This is a genomic window from Nocardia nova, assembly GCF_002933465.1.
GTDB classification, from domain to species: domain Bacteria; phylum Actinomycetota; class Actinomycetes; order Mycobacteriales; family Mycobacteriaceae; genus Nocardia; species Nocardia nova_B.
The window spans coordinates 343039-365457 of sequence record NZ_PSZE01000001.1; the positions used below are offsets into that span (position 1 = coordinate 343039).

The 22419-nt window shown below is 65.9% G+C and carries 22 protein-coding genes; 6 read left to right on the plus strand and 16 right to left on the minus strand.

The genetic code is table 11. The features are described 5' to 3' along the window. Nucleotides 1-9 precede the first annotated feature (9 nt). The 12 genes from C5E41_RS01430 to C5E41_RS01485 all read right to left on the minus strand — a co-directional run bounded on the left by C5E41_RS01430 (nt 10) and on the right by C5E41_RS01485 (nt 11677). On the minus strand, nt 10-528 hold the full coding sequence (locus tag C5E41_RS01430; RefSeq protein WP_104373999.1) for a h domain protein: 519 nt from the start codon (nt 526-528) through the stop codon (nt 10-12). Then, on the minus strand, nt 525-1394 hold the full coding sequence (locus tag C5E41_RS01435) for a hypothetical protein (protein ID WP_104374000.1): 870 nt from the start codon (nt 1392-1394) through the stop codon (nt 525-527). Before C5E41_RS01435 ends, C5E41_RS01430 begins: the two co-directional genes overlap by 4 nt. Beyond that, nucleotides 1391-2815, minus strand: coding sequence for an MCE family protein (locus C5E41_RS01440; RefSeq protein WP_104374001.1), 1425 nt, complete (start codon nt 2813-2815; stop codon nt 1391-1393). The genes C5E41_RS01435 and C5E41_RS01440 overlap by 4 nt, the downstream gene beginning before the upstream one ends. After that, nucleotides 2812-4059 carry an MCE family protein gene (locus C5E41_RS01445; RefSeq protein WP_104374002.1) on the minus strand — a complete coding sequence of 416 codons (1248 nt, stop codon included), beginning with the start codon at nt 4057-4059 and terminating at the stop codon, nt 2812-2814. Before C5E41_RS01445 ends, C5E41_RS01440 begins: the two co-directional genes overlap by 4 nt. Next, a complete protein-coding gene (locus C5E41_RS01450; protein WP_104374003.1) occupies nt 4056-5321 on the minus strand; it encodes an MCE family protein in 1266 nt (421 codons plus the stop codon). Before C5E41_RS01450 ends, C5E41_RS01445 begins: the two co-directional genes overlap by 4 nt. Then, complete coding sequence (locus C5E41_RS01455) at nt 5318-6379, minus strand: MCE family protein (protein WP_104374188.1); 1062 nt, start codon at nt 6377-6379, stop codon at nt 5318-5320. The genes C5E41_RS01450 and C5E41_RS01455 overlap by 4 nt, the downstream gene beginning before the upstream one ends. Next, nucleotides 6376-7407 (minus strand): MCE family protein, encoded by a 1032-nt coding sequence (locus C5E41_RS01460; RefSeq protein WP_104374004.1) that lies wholly within the window; start codon nt 7405-7407, stop codon nt 6376-6378. Before C5E41_RS01460 ends, C5E41_RS01455 begins: the two co-directional genes overlap by 4 nt. Then, a complete protein-coding gene (locus C5E41_RS01465) occupies nt 7404-8621 on the minus strand; it encodes an MCE family protein (RefSeq protein ID WP_104374005.1) in 1218 nt (405 codons plus the stop codon). Before C5E41_RS01465 ends, C5E41_RS01460 begins: the two co-directional genes overlap by 4 nt. A gap of 5 nt (nt 8622-8626) precedes the next feature. Beyond that, nucleotides 8627-9478 (minus strand): ABC transporter permease, encoded by an 852-nt coding sequence (locus tag C5E41_RS01470; protein ID WP_104374006.1) that lies wholly within the window; start codon nt 9476-9478, stop codon nt 8627-8629. A gap of 4 nt (nt 9479-9482) precedes the next feature. Continuing rightward, nucleotides 9483-10247, minus strand: coding sequence for an MlaE family ABC transporter permease (locus C5E41_RS01475; RefSeq protein ID WP_104374007.1), 765 nt, complete (start codon nt 10245-10247; stop codon nt 9483-9485). Nucleotides 10248-10526: 279 nt separating this feature from the next. Further along, nucleotides 10527-11444 carry a 3-oxoacyl-ACP reductase gene (locus C5E41_RS01480; RefSeq protein WP_104374008.1) on the minus strand — a complete coding sequence of 306 codons (918 nt, stop codon included), beginning with the start codon at nt 11442-11444 and terminating at the stop codon, nt 10527-10529. A gap of 44 nt (nt 11445-11488) precedes the next feature. Next, nucleotides 11489-11677 carry a ferredoxin gene (locus tag C5E41_RS01485; protein ID WP_104374009.1) on the minus strand — a complete coding sequence of 63 codons (189 nt, stop codon included), beginning with the start codon at nt 11675-11677 and terminating at the stop codon, nt 11489-11491. Nucleotides 11678-11886: 209 nt separating this feature from the next. Between C5E41_RS01485 and C5E41_RS01490 the strand changes: the two genes are divergently transcribed. The 5 genes from C5E41_RS01490 (at nt 11887) to C5E41_RS33610 (ending at nt 15557) form a co-directional block, all read left to right on the plus strand. Continuing rightward, the gene (locus C5E41_RS01490) at nt 11887-13080 is read left to right on the plus strand and encodes an acyl-CoA dehydrogenase family protein (RefSeq protein ID WP_104374010.1); all 1194 of its coding nucleotides are present in this window, start codon (nt 11887-11889) and stop codon (nt 13078-13080) included. A gap of 76 nt (nt 13081-13156) precedes the next feature. Continuing rightward, nucleotides 13157-14254 (plus strand): acyl-CoA dehydrogenase family protein, encoded by a 1098-nt coding sequence (locus tag C5E41_RS01495; protein WP_104374011.1) that lies wholly within the window; start codon nt 13157-13159, stop codon nt 14252-14254. Between the two features lie 184 nt (nt 14255-14438). Continuing rightward, nucleotides 14439-14858 (plus strand): VOC family protein, encoded by a 420-nt coding sequence (locus tag C5E41_RS01500; protein ID WP_104374012.1) that lies wholly within the window; start codon nt 14439-14441, stop codon nt 14856-14858. A gap of 185 nt (nt 14859-15043) precedes the next feature. Continuing rightward, the gene (locus tag C5E41_RS34710) at nt 15044-15166 is read left to right on the plus strand and encodes a hypothetical protein (RefSeq protein WP_258080656.1); all 123 of its coding nucleotides are present in this window, start codon (nt 15044-15046) and stop codon (nt 15164-15166) included. Nucleotides 15167-15413: 247 nt separating this feature from the next. Then, nucleotides 15414-15557 carry a hypothetical protein gene (locus tag C5E41_RS33610; protein WP_156055884.1) on the plus strand — a complete coding sequence of 48 codons (144 nt, stop codon included), beginning with the start codon at nt 15414-15416 and terminating at the stop codon, nt 15555-15557. Between the two features lie 24 nt (nt 15558-15581). Here the strand turns inward: C5E41_RS33610 and C5E41_RS01510 are convergent, their stop codons facing one another. The 4 genes from C5E41_RS01510 to C5E41_RS01525 all read right to left on the minus strand — a co-directional run bounded on the left by C5E41_RS01510 (nt 15582) and on the right by C5E41_RS01525 (nt 21295). Continuing rightward, a complete protein-coding gene (locus C5E41_RS01510) occupies nt 15582-16571 on the minus strand; it encodes a sigma-70 family RNA polymerase sigma factor (RefSeq protein ID WP_104374189.1) in 990 nt (329 codons plus the stop codon). A gap of 247 nt (nt 16572-16818) precedes the next feature. After that, complete coding sequence (locus tag C5E41_RS01515) at nt 16819-18468, minus strand: acyl-CoA synthetase (RefSeq protein ID WP_104374013.1); 1650 nt, start codon at nt 18466-18468, stop codon at nt 16819-16821. A 217-nt stretch (nt 18469-18685) separates the two neighbouring features. After that, nucleotides 18686-20227 (minus strand): acyl-CoA synthetase, encoded by a 1542-nt coding sequence (locus C5E41_RS01520; protein ID WP_104374014.1) that lies wholly within the window; start codon nt 20225-20227, stop codon nt 18686-18688. A 30-nt stretch (nt 20228-20257) separates the two neighbouring features. Beyond that, nucleotides 20258-21295, minus strand: coding sequence for an LLM class F420-dependent oxidoreductase (locus tag C5E41_RS01525; protein WP_104374015.1), 1038 nt, complete (start codon nt 21293-21295; stop codon nt 20258-20260). Nucleotides 21296-21399: 104 nt separating this feature from the next. Between C5E41_RS01525 and C5E41_RS01530 the strand changes: the two genes are divergently transcribed. Further along, complete coding sequence (locus tag C5E41_RS01530; protein WP_181063056.1) at nt 21400-22410, plus strand: Zn-ribbon domain-containing OB-fold protein; 1011 nt, start codon at nt 21400-21402, stop codon at nt 22408-22410. Nucleotides 22411-22419 lie beyond the last annotated feature (9 nt).

Here is a 22419-nt window from a genome sequence, read left to right on the forward strand (position 1 = left end):
AACGCGGGATCAGATCGGGGTGATGGCGTCGACCAGCCAGTGGCCGCCGTCCTCGTCCAGAGCCACGCGGACCCGGCTCGGCGTCACCCTGCCCTGCGGGGAGTCCTTGCTGGTGGTCACCTGATTCAGGTACACCAGGACCACCGCGTGCGAGCGCTCCGCGGACACCACACCGGCCGCCGTGGTGGTGGCCTGCACGGTGAGCTGCTTCTCCTTGGCGGCGGGCGCGATCTCCTGCTGGATCAGCTTCAGGTAGTCCTCGCGGAACGGCGGGGTGAGGTTGTCGGCCGATTTCGGCAGCTCGGCGTCGACGGTCTTGAAGTCGTAGGTGAATACCGACTCCACCGCGTGCCGCGCCGCGGGCACCGAGTCGGTGCGGGCCTGCTCGACCTGTTTGTCGGACCAGTACGTGTAACCGGTGACCGAGGCCATCGCGACCGCGGCCACGAACAGCACCGCCGCGCCGATGAACAGGATGGGACGCAGTGTGCTGGAACGACGCAGTGTGCCGGAACCTTGTCTGCTCATGCCACGAACTCCACTTGCGAGGCGGTGATACCAGCGTTGTCGTCGCGGTCGACGGTGACCCGGAAGCGGTAGTAGCGCTCCTGCGGGTCCTTGGCACCGGCGTTGGTCAGGGTCTGCTTGGCCGCGACCAGCACCTTCGCGGTGTGGTCGTCCTGGCTTTCGACCGCGGTCTCGATGATCTCGCCGCTGGCCTTCACCTTGGCCTGCTGCACGACCTGCGCGTAGGCGTCCTTGCGCTCGGAGTACTCCTGCTTGAGCTGCCCCGAGGCGACCGAGAGCACCCGGTCGATGTCCTGCTTCGCGGTGTCGTCCTTGATATTGGTCAGATTGAGGATGGCCTGCTTGGCGGTCTGCACATAGTCCGCGCGCTGGTCGGCCTGGGCGCTGACCTGATGCTGGTGGTAGGCGAAGAAGCCGCCCGAGCCGACCAGCAGGATCAACGACACCACGGCCACCACCGCGGCCGCCCAGCCCAGCGGTCCGAGTGAGCGCTTCGGCGGCTCGGAGGTGTCGTCCGAGGCATCCGCCGCCACCGTCTCCTCCGGGGAGTCGGTGAGCCGCACGGTCTTGTCGTCATCGGCCGCCGTCGAACGCCCGGCGGTGGTGTCGGACTCGGCGGTGGTGTCGGACTTCGTGTCGGTGCCGGACACTTTCTTCGATGGCGTCTCGGACGACGACTTGGTCCCGCTCGCCGGCGATGCGGTCGACAATTTCGCCGTGTCGTCGGCAGCGCCCGACTTCACCGTCGAATCGGCGGCCGGCGCGCTCGCGGTCCGCTCGACCGCTATCGCGCCGGTCGGCGATCCGGCCTGCCGGCTGGCCCGGCGCCGGACGCGACCGGTGGGTGTGGAATTCGATTCGCTCATTTCTGTTGCTCCTCGAGCATCGCCTGCCAACTGGACGGTACAGTGCCCGATCCGTCGGGGCCCACATCTCCCTGTCGGTAGATCCGGCCGTCGGGTCCGGTGAAGGTGTGGTTCTTCAGGTCGTAGGTGCGCAGTGCCGCCGCCGGTTGGCTCTGCGCGGCCGGAGCATCGCCGGGGTTGGCCGCCGGTTCACCGGACGGGGTGACCGGGTGCGGATCGCCGAACGGAGGGTTGTCGCCCTCGGGCACGTAACCCTGCGGGTCGTGGCAGAGTTCCGGACTCGGAGCCCGCTTACCCGGCACGTCCGCACACGGCGTGTTGCGGATACCGCGCACCGCTTCCTTGGCGTTCTGCGCCACCTTGCAGTAGAGATTCGGCGGCGTGTCCGGGGTGTCCTTCAAGGCCGGCGAGCGGCGCTGATCCGGCGGCAGGAAGCCGGTGGTGCAGCCGGGCGGGTCGTTGAGCCCGAGCATGAAGTCGACCATGGCGCCGTATTGCGTGGGTCCGCGGATGGATGTCAGCAGCGCCGCCACCAGCTGCGGGTAGATCACCAGGATCTGTTCCACACCGGCGTGGTAGGTCACCCCGACCTGGCCGACGCTGGTCAGATTCGACAGCAGCAGCGGCAGCGTCGGCCGTAGATCCTGGAATGTCTGCGACACCTTTTGCGCGGCCGCGGGTGTGCGGTCGAGCAGCTGTCCCAGCGAGGGGTCGTGCTGCCGCAACTGATCGGTGACGGTCGCCAAATCCTTTGTCCACGAACGAATGGCGGCGTCGGACTGGTTCTGGGTGTCGAGCAGCGGGCCGATCTTGTCGAGCAGATCCTTGGTCTCGTCGGTGTTCTTCTTCGCCTCCTGCACCAGCAACGAGGCGGAGTCGATGAACTTCTGCAGATCCGGGCCCGCGCCGTTGAACGCGGTGAAGGCATCGTCGATGACCTGGCGCAGTTTGGTGTCGGCGACACTGCTGAGCAGCCGGTCGGCCTGGTCGAGCATATCGCCGACGTCCTGCGGAAGTTTGGTGCGCTGCACCGGGATCACCGAACCGTCGTGCAGATTCCCGCCGTGCGGATTCTCGGCCGGGACCAGATCCACGTACTGTTCGCCGATCGCCGACACGCTCTTGACGTAGGCATCGACATCACTGGGGATCGTGAAATCGCTGTTGATCGACAGCTTGGCGTCAACCCCCTCGGGGGTGAGCTTCACATCCTCGACCTTGCCGATGTTGGTACCGCGGTAGGCCACGTTCGCGGTCGGGTACAGCCCGCCGGTGGCCTCCAGCTTCACGGTCACGCCGTAGCGGCCGATACCGAACATGGCCGGCAGGTGGACGTAGACGCCCGCCATCACGACCAGGCCGATCACGGTCACGATCGAGAAGATCACCAGCTGAATCCGGACGAATCTGGTGAGTTTCATCGCCCCGCACCCCCTTGTTGCGGCGCGGGCACCGTCAGCCCGGGAATGGCGGGCAGATTCGGAATCGGCGGCAGGCCGGGAATACTCGGCGGCGGGGCCGCCGTGCCCGGCGCGGGCGGTGGCGGCGGCTGCATCGGCCCGGTGACCGGGTCACCCTTGCCCATCGCGGTATCGGGAGCGATCGTGCCGAGCGCGCCCTCGACCCCGCCGAAGCGTCCACCCAGCGGCGTACCGGTGAGGAAGTTCGAATCCAGCCGCGCGCCGGTGAGATCGACGGTCATCAGCAGGTTGAGGTAGTCGCCCTTGAGCGCCTTGTTCAAGTTCCGCATGGGGAACGGGAAGGTGAGCAGGATCTGCAGGGCGTCGGCCAATTTCGTTCCGGTGTCGGCCAGCGATTCCAGGGCCGGATGGAGATTGGCCAGATCCGCCTTCAGGTTGTCACCGCTCTCGGCGATCACCCGGCTCACCACATCACTGAGATCACCCAGCGCGGTAATGGTTTTGGTGATGTTCTCGCGGCGGTCGGCCAGCACGGTGAGGGCCGGATGCAGCTGCGTGACGGCCCGGGTCACCTGTTGCTTCTGGTTGTTCAGCTGCCCGGCGAAACGGTCCAGCCCACCCATCGCGTCGATGATGTCCTTGGTCTGACCGTCGAGGGTGCTGGTCAGCTGCGCCAGCTGCGGCAGCAGGTCGCGAATGGCATCCGACCGCCCGGAGAAGGTCTTGTTCAGCTCGTGGGTGATGGTCTCGAGCTGGGAGATACCGCCACCGTTGAGCACCACCGACAGCGACGACAGTGTCTGCTCGGTGGTGGGATAGACACTCGCGCGCGACAGCGGGATCACATCGCCCGGCTTCAATCGACCTTCCGGCGCAACGTCTTTCGGTGCCGACAACTCGACGTGGTTACTGCCGAGCAGGCTGGTCTGCCCGATCGCGGCCACCGCGTTGGCCGGCAGGTGCACACCCTTCTCGAGGCTCACCGTGACCAGCGCGTGCCAATCCTCGACCTGGATGTTCTTCACCGTGCCGACCGTGACGTCGTCCACCTGCACCGGTGAATTGCGGGTCAGGGTGGTGACATTCGGCATCTGGATCTTGATCTGCCAGGCACCCTCACCCGTTCCGGCCGCCCCGGGCATCGGCAGGGTGTTCAGGCCGTCCCACTCGCATCCGGTGGCGCCCAACAGGATCACCAGACCGACGGCGGCGCCGGCGAGTCGCATTCGTCCGCGTCGCATCATCGTCCTCCTCCCGGAATCGCGAGGCCGGCAAGTCCGCTGGGCACCTCGGCCGGGGCCTCGCCGGGCGCCGGATATTCGACGCGGTCGGCCAGGCTCGGGGGCGAGAAGGTCAGCTGGCTCGGGAAGGCCTGCTGCCCGGACGCCGGGTTCACCAGCAGCGGTGGGTAATTCATCATCAGTGAGTTGATCACCGGCGCCACCTGTTGCTTGCACAGGTCGGCGGTCCGCTGCGAACCGTTGTCCTCGAGCGCCTCGACGGCGCCACACAGGAACGCGAACGGATTGCGGAAGTTCGGCAGCACCACGGCGCCGGTCAGCGTGCCCTGCGCGGGCTTGTAGATCTGATAGAAGTTCGACAGCGCGACCGGGCCGGAATGCAGCACCTGCTCGAGTTCCGGACGCTTGTCGGCCAGGATCTGGGTCACTTGCGCCAGATTCTGCACACTCTCGGTGAGCTGGCCGCCGCGTTCGTCCAGGAAGCGCTTGACGTCGGCCACCGCGGAATCGAGATTGTCCAATCCGGCGCCGAGGTCGTCGGAGACCCCCGACAGCACCGAGGACACCGAGGCCAGCCGACCACCGAACTGCACGATCTGATCGTTGCTCTTGGAGAGCACGTCGACGAACTGCTGCAGGTTGCGGACGGTGCCGAAGAGGTCGGTGCGACCGTCGGACAACGTATTCAGCGTGCTCGACAACTCGTGCAGCGTGTCCCGCAGCGCCTGGGCATTGCCGTTCGCGAGATTGTCGGACGCGGTGTTGACGAACCGTCCGAACGAGCCCTGCTGATCCGCACCGATCGGCCCCAGGGCCTTGGACAGTTTGGTCAGCTCGGCCTTGATGTCGTCCCACTCCACCGGCACGGCGGTGTGCTCGATCGGAATGACGCCGTCGTCGTGCATCTTCGGGCCGCCGGTGTAGACCGGCGCCAACTGCACGAAGCGTGCCGAGACCAGGTTCGGCGAGACCGTGACGGCCTTGGCGTCGGCGGGGATGTCGACGCCGCGGTCGACCGTCATCGTCACCTTGGTCTTGTCCCGGCCCGGCTCGATCGAATCGATCCGGCCGACCTTGACGCCCAGCACCCGCACGTCGTCACCGGCGTACAGCCCGGTGGTGGACGGGAAATAGGCGGTGATGTGGGTCTTGCCGATATTGTTCACCGCGCCGTAGACGATCCAGCCCGCCAGCGCCACCACCAGGACGGCGGCCACGACGCGGACCCATTTCGGCACCTTCGTGATCGTGCGAATCGCGTTCATCGCGGCGGCTCCTGGATCGCGGGCCCGATCGAGGGCGGCGGGGTGGTCAGGTACTTCCAGAACGATTCGGGCACATGCTGGGGCCAGACCAGCGCGTCCACCAGCGGCTGCAACGTCATACTCGTGGCGTTGGAGACGTAGGCCTGGAAGTACGGGCCGCTGCCGACCTGTTCACCGAGCGCCGCCTCGAACGGACCGAGGGCGTCCAATGCCTTGTTCAGGTTGTCCTTGTTCCGCTCGAGCAGTTGCAGCACCGAATTCAACTTGTCCAGTGTGGGTTTCAGGCTCTGCTCGTTGTCGTTGACGAAGCCGGTCAGCTGCTGCGCGAGTCCGTTGACGTAGACGATCAACTGGCTCAGCGCGGTGCGCCGGGCGTCCAGCTCGCCGAGTAGGTTGTTGCCGTCCAGCAGCAGGGCGTTGATCTGGTTCGACCGATCCGCGAGCACCTTGGTGACGTTCTGCGCGTGCGAGAGCAGTTCGGTCAGCGCCTTGTCGCGCGCGTTCAGGCTGCGCGAGAGCTGCGTGATGCCGTCCAGGGCGGAACGCATCGGCGCGGGTGTGTCGGCGAAGGCGTCCGACAGCGCGTCGAGGGTCTTGTTGACCTGGTCGGTGTCGAGCCCCTTCACGGTATTGCTCAGATCGCCCAAGGCGTCGTTGAGCGAATACGGAGAGGTGGTGCGCTCCAACGGAATCGGCTGATCACTGCGCAGCGCGCCGGAACCCTGCGGATCGACCTCGAGAGATCTACGCCCGAGCAGGGTGTTGGTCTTGATCGCGGCGGTCGTCTTCTTCCCCAGGACGATGGATTCGTCGAGGCTGAACCGGACCTTCACCTTGGGACCGTCGAGGCTGACATCCTCGACCTGCCCGGAGCGGACACCGGCGACCTGAACCTGGTCACCGGTCACCAGACCGCCGGCATCGGCGAAATACGCGGTGAATTCGGCGCCGCTGCGAATGAACGGAAGCCGGTCGAACTGCAAGGCGGACAACGCGATCGCGACCGCCAGCACGACGCCGACGAGGCCGTGTTTGATGAGCGGGGAGGTCTGGTTCACTTCGTCGAACACCTTCCGGTCGTCTGCAGACCGGGCAGATTCACATGCATCGGCTTACCGTCCGGGCCGTCCACGAGGAAGTTCGTTCCACACACGTACATGTTCAGGAACGATCCGTACGAACCGAGTCGCACCAGCTCCTTGTAGGTCGCGGGCAGGTTCTGCAGGACCCATTCGACATCGTCGGACTTCTGGTCGAGGCTGTCCGAGACCCGGCCCAGCTGGTCGAAGGTCGCCTCGAGGTCCGGGCGGGCCTGCTTCAGCAGGTCGGTGAGATCTCCGGTGGCGCCGGCGAGTCGCGGCAGCGCCGCGCCGATCGGATCCCGGTCCGCGGCAAGGCCGCTCACCAAGCGCTGCAATTCGGTCAGCGTGGTGTCGAATTCCTTGTTGTGGTCGTCGATGGTGGCCAGCACCGTCTTCAGGTTCTCGATGACACTGCCGATCAGGGCATCCCGGTCGGCCAGGGTCTTGGCGAACGAACCGGAACTGTTCAGCAACGCGACGAGCACGCCGCCCTGCCCCTGGAACACCTGCAGCAGCGCCTCGGTCAAGGAGTTGACCTGTTGCGGGTCCAGACCGCGCAGCAGCGGCTTGAAACCACCCAGCAGCATGTCCAGATCGAGGGCCGGCTTGGTCTTGTCCAGGCCGATGGTGCTTCCGGGGTGCAGCACCTGAGCCGTACCCGGAGCGTCCATCAATTCCAGGTACCGGTCACCGACCAGATTCTCGTAGCGGATGGCGGCATGGGTGCTGACGTAGAGCTTGTACTGCCGGTCGACGTCGAAATCGACATGGGCCAGATGGTCCTTGCCGACCTTGACACTTTTCACCGAACCGACGGGCACACCCGCGATGCGCACCTTGGCCCCGGGCAGCATGCCCGAGGAACTGGTGAACACCGCGTGGTAGCCGTTCTCCCGGGCGAAGCGCATCTGCGAGAAGATGACGACCAGCAGGGCCAGCACCAGCACCATCACGAGCGTGAAGATTCCGAGTTTGACGCTGGTGGCGTGTGGTTTGAGCCTCACGGATTACCCACCCCCGGCAGGCCGGCGAACAGCAACTGGAAGACCCGGGGCCCGTTCAGATGGGTGGACAGTTCCGGTGTGTACACCCGTCCCGCGCTGGTGTCGGTGACCAGGAAGTTCGAGTGGCTACCGGGTTTGCGGTCGAGGATGCCCTCGCAATGCGGGCCGCCGGTCGCATTCACCTTCGGCAGATCCTTCGGATAGGAGTAGGGCGTGCCGCCCGGCATGAAGCTGGCGTTCAACGTCACCCACGGACCGGTCCCGCCGAAGATCTCGTTGGCTCGCGGAATCGCGCCCGCGACACCTTCGACCAGGCAGTACAGCGCCGGGTTGTATTCGTTGAGCAGTTCGGCCGTCGGGCGCAGCAGATCCAGTGCCGTCGACAGGCCGTTCTCGTTCTCCTTCAGCACCGCGCCCGTGGTGTCGGCCAGGCCGATCAGATTCAGCAGCACGGCGTCGAGGCTGTCCTTGTGGTCGACGATGGTCTTGCTCGTCACGGCCGCATTGTCGGTCGTGCGCAACAGGTTCGGCGCGGTGTCGGCGTACAGATCGGTGACTCCCACCGACGTCCGCAGATCGCGTTGCAGATCCGGCAGGCTCGGATTGATGTCGCGCAGATATTCGTCACTGTCGACCAGCAACTGACCGAGTTTGTCGCCGCGGCCCTGCAATGCCGTGCCGAGCGCGGTCAGCGTCGCATTCAGTTTCTCCGGCGCGATCTTGCCGAGCACATCGGTCAAATGCTGGAACAGCGTATTGAATTCGACGGTGACCGACTGCGCGGTCAGCGTGGCGCCGGCCCGCAGATGCTGCGCGGACGGGACCTCCGGCTCGACGAAATTCACGTATTTGGCGCCGAAGACGGTGGTGGACCGAATATCCACGGTCGCATTGGCCGGCACCATCTTCAGCTGATCGGGTTCGATCGCCAGGGTCAGCCGAGCCTGGTCGCCGGTATACGCGATATCGGAGACATGGCCGATCTGCACACCGCGAATCTTGACCTTCGCGTCCTTGTCCATCACCAGGCCGGCCCGCGGAGCGTCGAGATAGACCGGTTTCGACGTGCTGAATCCGCCCACGAACATCGTCAAAGCGACGGCGACGATCGCGGCCAGAAACAGAATCAGCGCCACCCCCGAAAGCTTGACACCCCATCCGGCGCCGAAAAACTTGCCGGCGCCTTCCTTTTCGACGAGTCTATTTGCCGCCATACCGCCTACCCGGAGAGATGGAAGTTGCCGGAGGTGCCGTAGATCGCCAGCGACATCAGCAGGGTCACCGACACCACTGCCACCAGCGAGGCGCGCACCGCGTTACCGACCGCGATTCCGACACCGACCGGTCCACCGGTCGCGTTGTAGCCGTAATAGGTGTGAATCAGCATGACCGCCAAGGCCATGAGGATCGCCTGGACGAACGACCACAGAATGTCACTGGGAATCAGGAATGTTGAGAAGTAGTGGTCGTATACACCGGCCGACTGGCCGTAGATGACGACCGTGGCGAAGCGACTCGCGACGAACGACGCGATGACCGCGAGCGCGTAGAGCGGAACGATCGCGATCATGCCCGCCAGCACTCGGGTGCCCACCAGGAAAGGCATCGGCCGGATCGCCATGGACTCCAGGGCGTCGATCTCCTCGGCCACCCGCATGGCGCCCAGCTGGGCCGTTGCGCCGGCGCCGATGGTCGCCGCGAGCCCGATGCCCGAGATCACCGGTGCCGCGATGCGCACGTTGAGGAATGCGGCGAAGAATCCGGTCAGCGCCTCGACACCGATATTGCCCAGCGAGCTGTAGCCCTGCACCGCGATGGTGCCGCCGGTGAACAGGGTGAGGAAGCCGACGATCACCACCGTGCCGCCGATCACCGCCAAAGCGCCTGTGCCCATGCTGATTTCGGCGATCAGGCGAATGGTTTCGGTGCGGTAGTGCGAGAACGCCTTCGGCACCGAGGCCAGTGACTTCGCGTAGAACTGGGCGTGATGCCCGATTCCGTCCATCGAACTCGAAACTCGCCGCACACGTCGAACAGTACGGGGGAAGCGGGACTGGATTACGAACGCCATCGGATCACCGCACCGTGAACTTGATGCCGACGGCGGTGACCACGACGTTCACCACGAACAGAGCCATGAAGGAGAAAACCACCGTCTGGTTGACCGCGTCACCCACACTCTTGGGACCGCCCTTGACGTTGAGACCGAGATAGCAGGCCATCAGACCGGCGATCAGACCGAACAGCGCGGCCTTGACTTCGGAGATCACCAACTCCGGCGTATGGGTGAGCAGGGTGAGCCCGTTGACGAAGGCGCCGGGGTTGACTCCCTGCAGAAGAACCGAGAACAGGAAGCCGCCGACGATGCCGATCGTCGAGACCAGGCCGTTGAGCAGCGCCGCGACGAACATCGAGGCGAGTACGCGGGGCACCACCAGGCGATGGATCGGATCGATACCGAGCACCTTCATGGCGTCGATTTCTTCTCGGATCGTGCGCGCACCCAGGTCCGCGCAGATCGCGGTGGCGCCGGCGCCGGCGACGATCAGCACGGTCACGATCGGACCGACCTGGGTGACCGTTCCGAACGCGGCGCCCGCGCCCGAGAGATCGGCCGCGCCGATTTCGCGCAGCAGAATGTTCAGCGTGAAGCTCACCAGAACCGTGAACGGGATCGCGACCAAGATGGTCGGGATGATCGACACCCGTGCGACGAACCACGACTGGTCGACGAATTCCCGTCGCTGAAATGGCGGACGTATCAAGGCCCGCGCCACAGCGGCCACGAGTTCGAAGAACCCGCCGACTGCACGCAACGGCACGGCAAGAACCTCGTTCATTCCGCGATTCCTCCTTGCCGACCCGTACGCACAACGCTGCGCCAGCGAGCCTACACACCTCTTCCGCTCCGAAGATTAGAACACGTTCACATCGAAACGGAAGAGAATTCGACTTTTTTGACCTGCTCTTTTCATCCGAACTTTCACTCGGAAGTTAGAACAGGTTCATACGGTGTACAGAATGCCTTTGTGAGGCACCCCACAACCTCCGACCCCCATGTCTACCAAGCGCGAGACCGCCGATCAACCGGAGTTGATCGGATGATCCGCACCGCATAATCAGCCGAGATCGTGCAGCGAACTCGCAGAAAACGTACGCCCGGCGGGGCGCTCGGCGAAGTAGGTGCCGAGTGTGTCGGCCAGCGCGTCCGCGCTCCATTCCGCACCGGCGGCATCGAAGCGCGCCTCGACGGTGGGCGCGGCCATCAGCGCGACCATCGGGCCGTACACGACGAACACCTGACCATTGATCGCGTCCGCGCCCGGAGAGGCCAGGTAGGCGACCAAACGGGCGACATGATCCGGAGACAGCGGGTCCACGTCCCCCTCGGGAGCGGCGGAGAAAACCGCTTCCGTCATCGCGGTCCGGGCCCGCGGGCAGATGGCGTTGGCGCGCACGCCGTATCGCGACAAACCACGCGAGGCGGACAGGGTCAGCGCGGTGATTCCGGCTTTCGCGGCCGCGTAATTCGGCTGCCCTTCCGGACCCAGCAAACCGGCTTCCGACGATGTGTTGATCAGGCGCCCGTAAATTGGAGCACCGGATTCCTTCGATTTACCGCGCCAGTAGGCGGCGGCATTACGCGACAACAGGAAATGGCCGCGCAGATGGACCGCGAGGACCGCGTCCCAGTCCGCGTCGGAAAGATTGAAAAGCATGCGGTCGCGGACGATTCCCGCATTGTTCACGACGATGTCCACACCCCCGAAGGTCTCGTCCGCGGTACGAATCAGAGCATCGGCGGTGGCACGCTCGGCCACATTGCCGACTACGAATTCCGCTTTCGCACCCAGCGCGCGAATATCGGCGAGGGTGGCGGCCACCGCATCACCCTCGGCCAGATCGTTGACCACCACCGAGGCGCCGGCCCCGGCGAGCGCCAGCGCTTCGGCCCGTCCGAGGCCCGCGCCGGCTCCGGTCACGATCGCTACCTTGCCGGACAGGTTCGTCCACGACTGATTCGACGATTCACTCACGCCGTGACTCTAGAACGTGTTTCAGTTATCGGCAAGCATCCGTGTCACTGCAACCGCAGGGCAGCTTTGGGGCACTGCGCGACAGCGGTCTCGACGTCGGAGAGCCGATCCTCGGGCACGTCCGCAGCGAGGATGTGCAGCTGGTCCTCATCGTCGAGTTCGAAGACGTCGGGGGCGATTCCGACGCAGATTCCATTGGCCTCGCACTGGTCGAAATCCACACTGACCTTCATTGACAACTCCTTCACCACCAGGTAGTGCCGAGCCTACAAGCCCGGCCGGGCCACTGCGGCCGAAGCGGCCGGATTCGGTTTCCATACTGGAACATGTTTCAGTAGATATGCAATGATCGACGTCAGGGCAGATCGGCCCGGGCGCTGATCGTCACAGGGGCGATGTCGTCACATCCGCCATCACCATCACCGAGTACGAGGTAACCGCCATGCGGATTGCTTATACCGAGCAACAGGAGCAGCTGCGCGCCGAGCTCCGCGAGTATTTCGCCAAGCTGATCACGCCGGAGCGCCGCGAGGCCTTGTCGTCGCAGACCGGTGAGTACGGGCACGGCAACGTCTACCGCGAGGTCGTTCGGCAGATGGGCCACGACGGCTGGCTCACCCTGGGCTGGCCCAAGGAATACGGCGGCCAGGATCGCTCGACGATGGATCAGCTGATCTTCACCGACGAGGCGGCCGTCGCGGGTGCCCCGGTGCCGTTCCTGACCATCAACTCGGTGGCGCCGACGATCATGCACTACGGCACCGAGGAGCAGAAGAAGTTCTTCCTGCCCAAGGTCTCCGCGGGCGAGTTGCACTTCTCCATCGGATATTCCGAGCCCGGCGCGGGCACCGACCTGGCGTCGCTGCGCACCACCGCGGTCCGCGACGGTGACGACTGGGTGATCAACGGCCAGAAGATGTGGACCAGCCTCATCCAGTACGCCGACTACATCTGGCTGGCCGCCCGCACCGACCCGACCGCCAAGAAGCACAAGGGCATCAGCATGTTCATCGTGCCCACCTCGGCCGAGGGCTTCTCTTGGACGCCCGTGCACACGATGGCCGGGCCCGACACCAGCGCCACCTACTACCAGGATGTGCGGGTGCCGCATTCGGCGATGGTCGGCCCCGAGAACGGCGGCTGGGCGCTGGTCACCAACCAGCTCAATCATGAGCGGGTGGCGCTGACCTCGGCGGCGCCGCTGGCGCTGGCGGTCGCGCAGACCACCGAGTGGGCGCGCGACACCAAGGATTCCAGCGGCGCGCGGGTGATCGACAACGAGTGGGTGCGGCTGAATCTGGCGCGCGTGCACGCCCAGGTGGAATTCCTGAAACTGCTGAACTGGGAGATCGCCTCCGGCGCCGATGCGGGCGGCGACGCCGCGCCCCGGCCGTGGGATGCCTCCACCTGCAAGGTGCTCGGCACCGAATTGGCCACCGAGGCCTACCGACTGCTGATGGAGATCCTCGGCCCGCAGGCCTATCTGCGACAGGACTCCCCCGGCGCGCAGCTGCGCGGACGGCTCGAGCGGATGCATCGCGCCTGCCTGATCCTGACCTTCGGCGGCGGCACCAACGAGGTGCAGCGCGACATCATCGCGATGACCGCCCTGAAACAGCCCGCCGCCGCCCGCTGAGCCGCGGACCGGTCGGAAACGTCGGAAACGGCGGAAACGTCGGAAACGGCGGAAACGTCGAAAACTAGGGACAACGATGGATTTCACACTTACCGAGGGGCAGCAGGATCTCGGGCGGCTGACCGGCGAGGTCTGCGCCAAACTGGTCACCGCCGACCGGCTGCGGGAATTGGACAAGGCCGAGGTCCGCTTCGACGAGCAGCTCTGGCGGTCGCTGGCCGAGACCGGAGTACTCGCGGCGGCGCTGCCGGAATCGGTGGGCGGCAGCGGCCTGGGCGCGCTGGAGCAGACCGCGATTCTGCGGGAGATCGGCAAATCCGCCGCCCCCGTTCCCTATCTGTGGTCGGTCGTCCTCGGTGCCGATGCGCTCGCCCACTGGGGTGACGAGGCGCAGCGCGAACTGGCGGCGAAAGCCGGTGCGGGCGAGACGATTCTGACCGTGGCGCTGTCGGAGGAACGCAACTGGGAGCCGGCGAGGCCCACCACGACCGCTACCGCGGATGGCGGCTGGAAGCTATTCGGCGCCAAGACGGTTGTTCCCTTCGCCGCGCAGGCCGCGCGAATCCTGGTGCCCGCCATGGTCTCCGGCAAGGCCGCGGTATTCCTGGTCGACCCGGCGGACGCGCGCATCACGCCGCAGCAGGTGGTCGACCGCAGTCCGCAGGCCGAGATCGAATTCGATTCCACCCCTGCCGAATTGATCGGCACCGTGGACGACGGCGCGGAAATCCTCGCGTGGCTGCTGAACCACGGCTGGCTCGGTCTGTCCGCACAGCAGCTGGGCACCTTGGAGCGCGCGGTCGAACTCGTCGCCGAATACGGCCGCGAGCGTGAGCAGTTCAATCGCAAGATCGGCAGCTTCCAGGCAGTCGCGCAGCGGCTGGCCGACGGCTACATCGATCTGCAGGGGCTGCGACTGGCGGTCACCCAGGCCGCGTGGCGGGTCGACGAGGGGCTGCCGGCGGACGCGGAGATCCACACCGCCAAGTTCTGGGCCGCCGAGGCCGGTCACCGCATCGCCCACACCGCCGTGCACGTGCACGGTGGCGTCGGTATCGACCGCGACCACATCGTGCAGTGCTACTTCACCGCCGCCAAACACAACGAATTCGCGCTCGGCGGCGCTACCGACCACCTGCGTGCGCTGGGCACCCTCCTGGCCGAGGCCCACTAACGCAGGCGCTCGCCCGGGCCGATCCGCCGCTCCACCGGTTCGGCCCGGGCGAGAATTTCTTTCCCGCCAATCACCCGCCGATCGACGGTAGCGTGCGCGCAGGCCGTCAACCTCTCGATGAGTTTCGATCCGTCTCGGCGTCTGTATGGGTGACAGCGGACGAACGCAGGTGAGAGGACCTCCCATGGCCAGCAAGATGATCTTCATCAATCTCCCCGTCGAGGATCTGGAGCGGTCCACCTCGTTCTACGAGGCGCTGGGCTGGAAGGTGAATCCGGACTTCACCGACGAGAACGCCGCCTGTGTGGTGGTCGACGACAACATCTGCCTGATGCTGCTGGTCCGGCAGTACTTCGATACCTTCACCAACTGCCCGATCGCCGACACCCGGGCGGCCACCGGTTCCATCTACGCGCTGTCGCTGGGCAGTCGAGCGGAGGTCGAGTCGCTGATCGCGGCCGCGGTGGGCGCCGGGGCCACGGAGGAGGTCAGCGAGGACAAACGCGCCCAGGAAGAGGCGGTGGGCATGTTCAGCCGCGCCTTCGTCGACCCCGACGGTCACCATTGGGAGGGATTCTGGATGGATTATCCGGGCGGCAACTGACCGGCCCCGGGTGAGCGACCGACCGGGTCGCTCACCCGGGCCTTCATGCCGTCTGCGCGTCCAGGAAATGGATGATCTTGGCGTGGAAGCCGGCCGGGTCCTCGTTCGTCGATGTACACCCGAATCGAGGATCTGTCGTACGGTCCAGTCCACCAGCGCCGGCGGCGCACTTGGCGTTCCCGGGCGTGGTCTGGCGTCCGCTGCGCAACCCGGAGCCGAGGATGCCGAGCTATCTCACGGTGCGGCCCGATCCCCCGCGGACCGAGTTGCGGGCACTCATCGAGGCCTGCCACACCGTCACCGATTGATCGCCTCATCGTCGCACAAATCCGCCCGAATCACCTCCGCCACAGCGGCTTTCGTCCCGCCATCGCACGATCCGCCGCAGCGCCCGGCTCGAACAGCGTGGGCCACCGAGCTACCCGCGCGCCACACGTTCGCCTCGGCCACCGGCGAACACCTCGCAACGGCGGCGCCGCGCCATGCCGGTATTCTTCTGTGGCGCAACCACTTCCGCCTCTCGTATGCTTGAATCCCGAGAGGCGGGGGGACAGGGTGAAACGTTCGCTGATGTTCGTCATGGCGGCCGTCGCGGCGCTCTCGAGCTACGACTACGCACGCTCCCCCGGACACATCGGCATGGCGGTGGCGGCCGGAGTTGTCATCACGATCTGGCTGACCGCCAAGGCGATCGACTGACACGCCTTCACGATCCACGACGGATCAGTCGCGCAACTCCGGCGGCAATCCGAACAGCGGGAACAACCGGTCGGTGTCGAGGAAGAAGTTCAGTCCACTGATCGCGGGACCGTCGAATTCCAGCACCGTGATCGACCAGGGCGAGAAGACCCCGGGTTCCTCGGTGGGTTTGTACTGACCGAAGGCCGGAAGTCCGTTGGCGCCCTCCAGGGGAACGAGCCGCGAACCCCGGCAGGCCGAGGGGCCCGGCGACTGCATGAACCGAGCGACGTTCTCCGGACCGGAGACCCACAGCTCGATGGGCGGCATCGACAGTGCCACGTCCTCTTTCAGCAGCGAGGTGAGCGCGTCCATGTCGTAGGCCTCGAAGGCGCGCACGAAGCCGTCGACGAGTTTGCGTTGACTGTCGTCGGATTCGTCGTAGCCGCCCGACTCCGAGGGCTGCACCTTCGACATCGTCGCGCGGGCCCGCTGCAACGCGCTGTTCACCGAGGCCGGCGACATCATCAACATCTCGGCCGTCTCGTTGGCCGAGAACCGCAGCACCTCCCGCATGATGAGGATCGCCCGCTGGGTGGCCGGCAGATGCTGGCAGGCTGCCACGAACGCCAGTCGCAGCGAATCCTTGGTGCTGGCATGCTCGGCCGGGTCGGCGCCGAAGGCCAGTGCGTTCGGAATCGGTTCGACCCAGACGTAATCCGGCTGCGGCGGCGGCAGCGGACTGTCCGGACTCGACGGTCCGGACAGGTCCATCGGACGGGCCCGGCGCTGGGGGCCGTCGAGCATGTCCAGGCAGATGTTCGTGGTGATCTTGTAGAGCCACGACCGCAGACTGGACCGCCCCTCGAACGAGTCGTAGGCCTTCCAGGCCCGAGTGAAAGTCTCCTGAACCGCGTCCTCTGCCTCGAACGAGGAACCCAACATCCGATAGGCGTAAGCACACAGCTCCCGCCGGTAACTCTCGAATTGCTGCAGCACGTCATCGACGGTGCCGACGGAAGCTTGTTCGCTCATGCGGATCACTGTGGCACAGGCCACCGACAGAAAACACCCCGGAAGTGGGGGCATCGACACGAACGCCGTGCTCAGCAGGCCGCGGCCACGCAATGGCACTCGACGGACGGCCGGCGGACGAACTTCACCGCGTTTCGGCACCGCGATATCGCCGTGCCCGGCGCTGTGATGCCGGGGCGCCCAATATCGATTGCCAGTTATTTACTTCGGCGAGCTATCTATTTTCGGCGTGGCTCGTGCGACGTAACTATTTCGACGAGGCCTGGGATTCCTCGTCGGCCGGCCGCGACCGGGCGTGTTCGTTGGCCCAGCGGTAGTCCGGCTTACCGGCCGGCGAACGCTTGATCTCGTCCACGAACCACAGGCTGCGCGGCAGCTTGTAGGAGGAGATCTCCTTGGTCAGCACCGGACGCAACTCCTCGAGCGTCGGACGCTCGGCGCCGCGACACTGCACGACCGCGGCCACCCGCTGCCCCCAGCGCGCGTCCGGCACACCGATCACCAGCGCGTCGAAGATCTCCGGATGGCACTTGAGCGCGCCCTCGACCTCCTCCGGGTGGATCTTCTCACCGCCGCTGTTGATGCTGACCGAACCGCGGCCCAGCATCGTCACGGTGCCGTCCTCCTCGACCCGGGCGAAGTCGCCGGGGATCGAGTAGCGAACGCCGTTGAACTCCTTGAACGTCGCGGCGGTCTTCACCGGATCGTTGTAGTAGCCGAGCGGGATGTTGCCGGTCCGCGCCAGCACGCCCACCTGACCGGAGCCGGGCGCGACGGGATTGCCCTCCTCGTCGATGACCGCGGTGGAGGCGTCGATCTTGACCCGGGGACCACCGGTGTGGGTGGCGCCCTTGGCCGCCACCGACAGCCCGCCGAAACCGGTCTCCGAGGAGCCGATGGAATCGGTGATGACCGTATTCGGCAGCAGCTCGATGAACTCGTCCTTCAGCGCCGGGGAGAACAGCGCCGCACTGCTGGCCATCGCCCACAGATTCGAATGCCGGTACGGCTCACCGGTTTCCGGATTGCCTTCCTTGAGCGCGTCCAGCATCGGCCGCGCCATGGCGTCACCGGTGATGAAGATGAGGTTCACGCCGTGGCGGTCGATCGCCTGCCACACGGTGTGGGCGCCGAACTCCGGCAGCATGATCGTCTTGCCACCGTCGAACAGGCCGTGGAAGGTCGCCGACTGCGAACCGCCGTGGATCATCGGCGGGATCGGGTAGCGCACCATCTGGCCGCCGGCGGCACCGGCCTTGGCCTGCTGCCACTCGTCTTCGATCGCTTCGCCGGTGACGAAGTTGATACCACCGCCGAGCACCCGCCACCAGTCCTCGTGCCGCCACATCACGCCCTTGGGCATGCCGGTGGTGCCGCCGGTGTAGATCATGAAGATGTCGTCGTTGGAGCGGTCGCCGAAGTCGCGTTCACCGCGCGAAGCCGCCAGTGCCGCTTCGTATTCCACCGAATCCGCGGGCAACGGCCCCTCGGCTTCGGTGCCGTCGTTCACGGCGATGACCGTCTTCAATTTCGGCGTGTTCGGCCGCACGGCCGATACCTTGTCGCTGTAGCGACGTTCGTGAATCAGCGCGACCATATCGGAATTGTCGACAATGTATTGCAACTCGTTCTCGACGTATCGGAAGTTCACGTTGATCATTACTGCCCGCGCCTTGAAGATCGCGACCATGGCCTCCACGGCCTCGATCGTGTTGCGCGAGTAGATGCCGACCTTGTCACCCGGTTGCACGCCACGTTCTTGCAGGTAGTGCGCCAATCGGTTGGCCCGGTCCTCCAGCTCGGCATAGGTCACCGAGCAGACGTCGTCGGCCAGCGCGACACGGTCCGGCACGAGGTCGATGGTGTGTTCGACAAGGTCCGCTATGTTGTAGCTCACAGGACCAAAATAGAACGTGTTCTTACGCCTGACAAGGCTCGATTTACACGGTTTACTAATTCCGTCGAATCGGCAACGGTTTCTGCCGAAACGCGTATTCTGCAACGCCGACGAGCCCGCCGGGCATTGCCGGGCGGGCCCCTCGGTGTCGCGACCGAAGACGCCCCGCACAGGGCAGGACGGAAAGGGCGTCCGGACTCGATCGGCGAGACTGCGGCTACGCGGGCACGTAACGCTCGCGCAGCTTGCGCTTGTACAACTTGCCGTTCGGATCGCGCGGCAGTTCGGGCAGGTAGTCGATGCTCTTGGGCAGCTTGTACTTCGCCAGGCGAGCCGCGGCGAACTCCATCAGCTCCCGGGTCAGCTCGTCGTCGGCCGCGACTCCTTCGGCCGGCTGCACGACGGCCTTCACCTCCTGACCCCAATCCGGGTGCGGGATGCCGAAGACCGCGACGTCGGCGACCTTGGGGTGAGTGATCAACTCGCCCTCGATCTCGGCCGGGTAGATGTTCACACCCCCGGACAGGATCAGATCCGAGCGCCGGTCGTGCAGGAACAGGTAGCCGTCGGCATCCATATGCCCGATATCGCCGACGGTGAACAGATCGCCCACCCGCGCGTCCTCGGTCTTCGACTTGTCCTTGTGGTACTCGAAGTTGGAGCCCCCCATCTTCATGTACACCTGGCCGACCTCGCCGGGCGCGACCTCGTTGCCGTCCTCGTCGAGCACCTTCACCACCGCGTACGGCCATGCCTTGCCCACCGAACCCGGCTTGCGCAACCACTCCTCGCCCGAGATCGACGTGCCGCCGCCCTCGGTGGCCGCGTAGTACTCGGTGACGACCGGGCCCCACCACTCCAGCATCTTGCGCTTGGTCTCCTGCGGGCACGGCGCGGCACCGTGGATCATGCACCGCAGCGAGGAGACGTCGTAGCGCGCCCGCACCTCCTCCGGGAGGGCGAGCAGGCGGTGGAACTGGGTGGGGACCATGTGGCTGTGGGTCACCCGATGGGTGTCGATCAGCCGCAGCATCTCCTCCGGATCCCACTTGTCCATCAGAACCACCTTGTGCCCCAGCTGAATCGAGATGGAGGCGAAGTTCAGCACGGCGGTGTGATAGAGCGGCGAGCCGCAGATGTGCACGTGGTCGTCGAAGGGCTGGATGCCGAAGAGTCCGAAGAAGCCGGTCGCCTGCGGGCCCACCACATCCGGATCGGCGCCGGTCAGCGGGCGGCGAACCCCCTTGGGGCGTCCGGTGGTTCCCGAGGTGTAGAGCATCGGCGCACCGGTGGTCCGGACGTCGGGGCGTCCGGACTCCCCCTCGCCGAGCTCAGCCAGGGGCTGGAAACCGGCGATGGCGCCCACCGAATAGCGCGCGCTCGCAGGCACATTCGCCTCGTCGGCGGCGATCGTCGCGGCGTCGGCGAAACGCTCGTCGGCGATGAACACCTTCGCCTCGCTGTCGCCGAGGATGTAGGCGATCTCCGGACCGGTCAGATGCCAGTTCACCGCGACGATGTACAGCCCGGCCTGATAGGCCGCGAAGTACACGCCGAGCGCATCGGTGGTGTTGTGCACCATCGACACCAACACGTCGCCGGGCTGTAACCCCTTGGCTTGCAAGCCTCTTGCGAGACGGTCGGCCTGGTCGGACAACTCCCGGTAGCTGACCTCCCGCCCCGACGGATCGACGACCGCGATCCGATCAGGGTCGGTGGCAGCGATATTCCACAGTCCCAGCTTCTGCGCCGGCTCCATCGAAGTCACTCCTCGAATCTAGAACGTGTTCTACATCTGAACAAGGGGGGCGAGGCGGTCCAGCTGCGCCACGTCGCGAACCGTCACCAGGAGCATTCCGACGCCCGCCGCCTCCCAGACCTTCAGCTGGGAGCGCACATGGTCCTCGTCGCCGATGATGGCGGTATCGAGGATCAGCTGGTCCGGAATCACGGCGGCGGCCTCGTCCTTGCGGCCGGAGCGGAACAGCCTGGTGATCTCGTCGACCTCGGCGCCGTAACCCATCCGGCGGTAGACCTGGGCGTGGAAATTCAGCTCCTCGGCGCCCATGCCGCCGATGTAGAGCGCCATCACCGGCTTGATCCGATCGATCTCGGCGCGGGCGTCGTCGGTGACGATCACCTGGCAGCTCGCCGCGATCTCGAAGTCCTCCCGAGAACGCCGGGCACCGGGACGGGCAAACCCCTCGTCGAGCCATTCGTCGTACATTCCGGCAAGTCGCGGGGTGTAGTAGATCGCCAGCCAGCCGTCGGCGATCTCGGCCGTCAGCGCCACGTTCTTGGGCCCCTCGGCGCCGAGCCAGATCGGCAGATCCGCACGTAGCGGGTGAGTTATCGGCTTGAGCGGTTTACCCAGGCCGGTCGACCCCGGCCCGTCGTAGGGCAGCCGGTACTGCGCGCCCCGACTCACCACCGGCGCCTCCCGGGCCAGCACCTGGCGGATGATCCCGACATACTCGCGGGTGCGCTGCAATGGTTTGGCGAACGGCTGGCCGTACCAGCCCTCCACCACCTGCGGGCCGGAGACGCCCAGGCCCAGGATGTGGCGACCACCGCTGAGGTGATCGAGCGTCAGCGCGGCCATCGCGGTCGCGGTGGGGGTGCGAGCGGACAGCTGCACCACCGACGTCCCGAGCCGCACCCGGCGCGTGGACGCGCCCCACCAGGCCAGTGGAGTGAAGGCATCCGAGCCCCACGACTCGGCGGCGAAGACCGCGTCGAACCCGGCCTCCTCGGCGCCCACCACCAACTCCCCGGCGTTGGGCGGCGGTCCCGCACCCCAATATCCGAGCTGCAATCCGAAGCGCATCGTCGACTCCTTCCACCGAGCCCGTTGCCGGGCACCTTTCCAGGTAGCCCTTGCCACCAGAATAAGAACCTGTTCTACTCGATATCGTGACCAATGGGAACACCATGACCGGCGTAATCGCGAAAGGCAGCGGTCCGGAAGCGGAACCCGCACCCGAGGTACTCGGCGCCGAACTACGGATGAAGTTCGACTACACCCGATCGGTCGGGCCGACCATCGGCCGGTTCCTGACCGGGCTGCGCGAGGGCCGGATCGTCGGCGTCCGCGGCAGCGACGGCCGGGTGATCGTGCCACCGGCGGAATTCGACCCGGTGACCGCGGAACGGCTGACCGACTTCGTCGACGTCTCCGGTGTCGGCACGGTGCAGAGCTGGAGCTGGGTCGCCGATCCGCTGCCGGGGCAGCCGTTCGACCGCCCCTTCGCCTGGGCGCTGGTGAAATTCGACGGCGCCGACACGGCGTTGCTGCACGCTCTCGACGTGTCTTCTCCCGACGAGGTGCACAGCGGATTGCGCGTGCGGGTGCGCTGGGCCGCCGAACGCAGTGGCAGCATCCACGACATCGCCTGTGTCGAACCGGGCGAGACCTCCTCGGCCCCAGCCGGTTCCACCTCATCGGATGCCGATGCGGCCGAGCCGGTCACGGGCATCATCACCCCCATCGACCTGCGCTACAAGCACACCGCCTCGCCCACCGAGACGCGGTATCTGAAGTCGCTGGCCGAGGGTCGCCTGATCGGCGGTCGCGCCGACGCCGAGAGCAAGGTGTACTTCCCGCCCCGCGGCGCCGACCCGATCGACGGCCGTCCGACCGACGAGATGGTCGACCTGCCCGACACCGGCACCATCACCACGTTCTGCATCGTGAACGTGCCGTTCATGGGACAGAAGATCAAGCCGCCGTACGTCACCGCGTACGTACTGCTCGACGGCGCCGATATTCCGGTGCTGCACCGGGTGCTGGGCTGCGATCCCAGCGAAGTCCGCATGGGTATGCGCGTGAAGGCGGTGTGGAAGCCGCGCGAGGAGTGGGGTTACACGCTGGAGAACGTGGACCACTTCGAGCCCAACGGCGAGCCGGACGCGGACTACGACAGCTACCGGCACCACCTCTAGGAGCGAAAC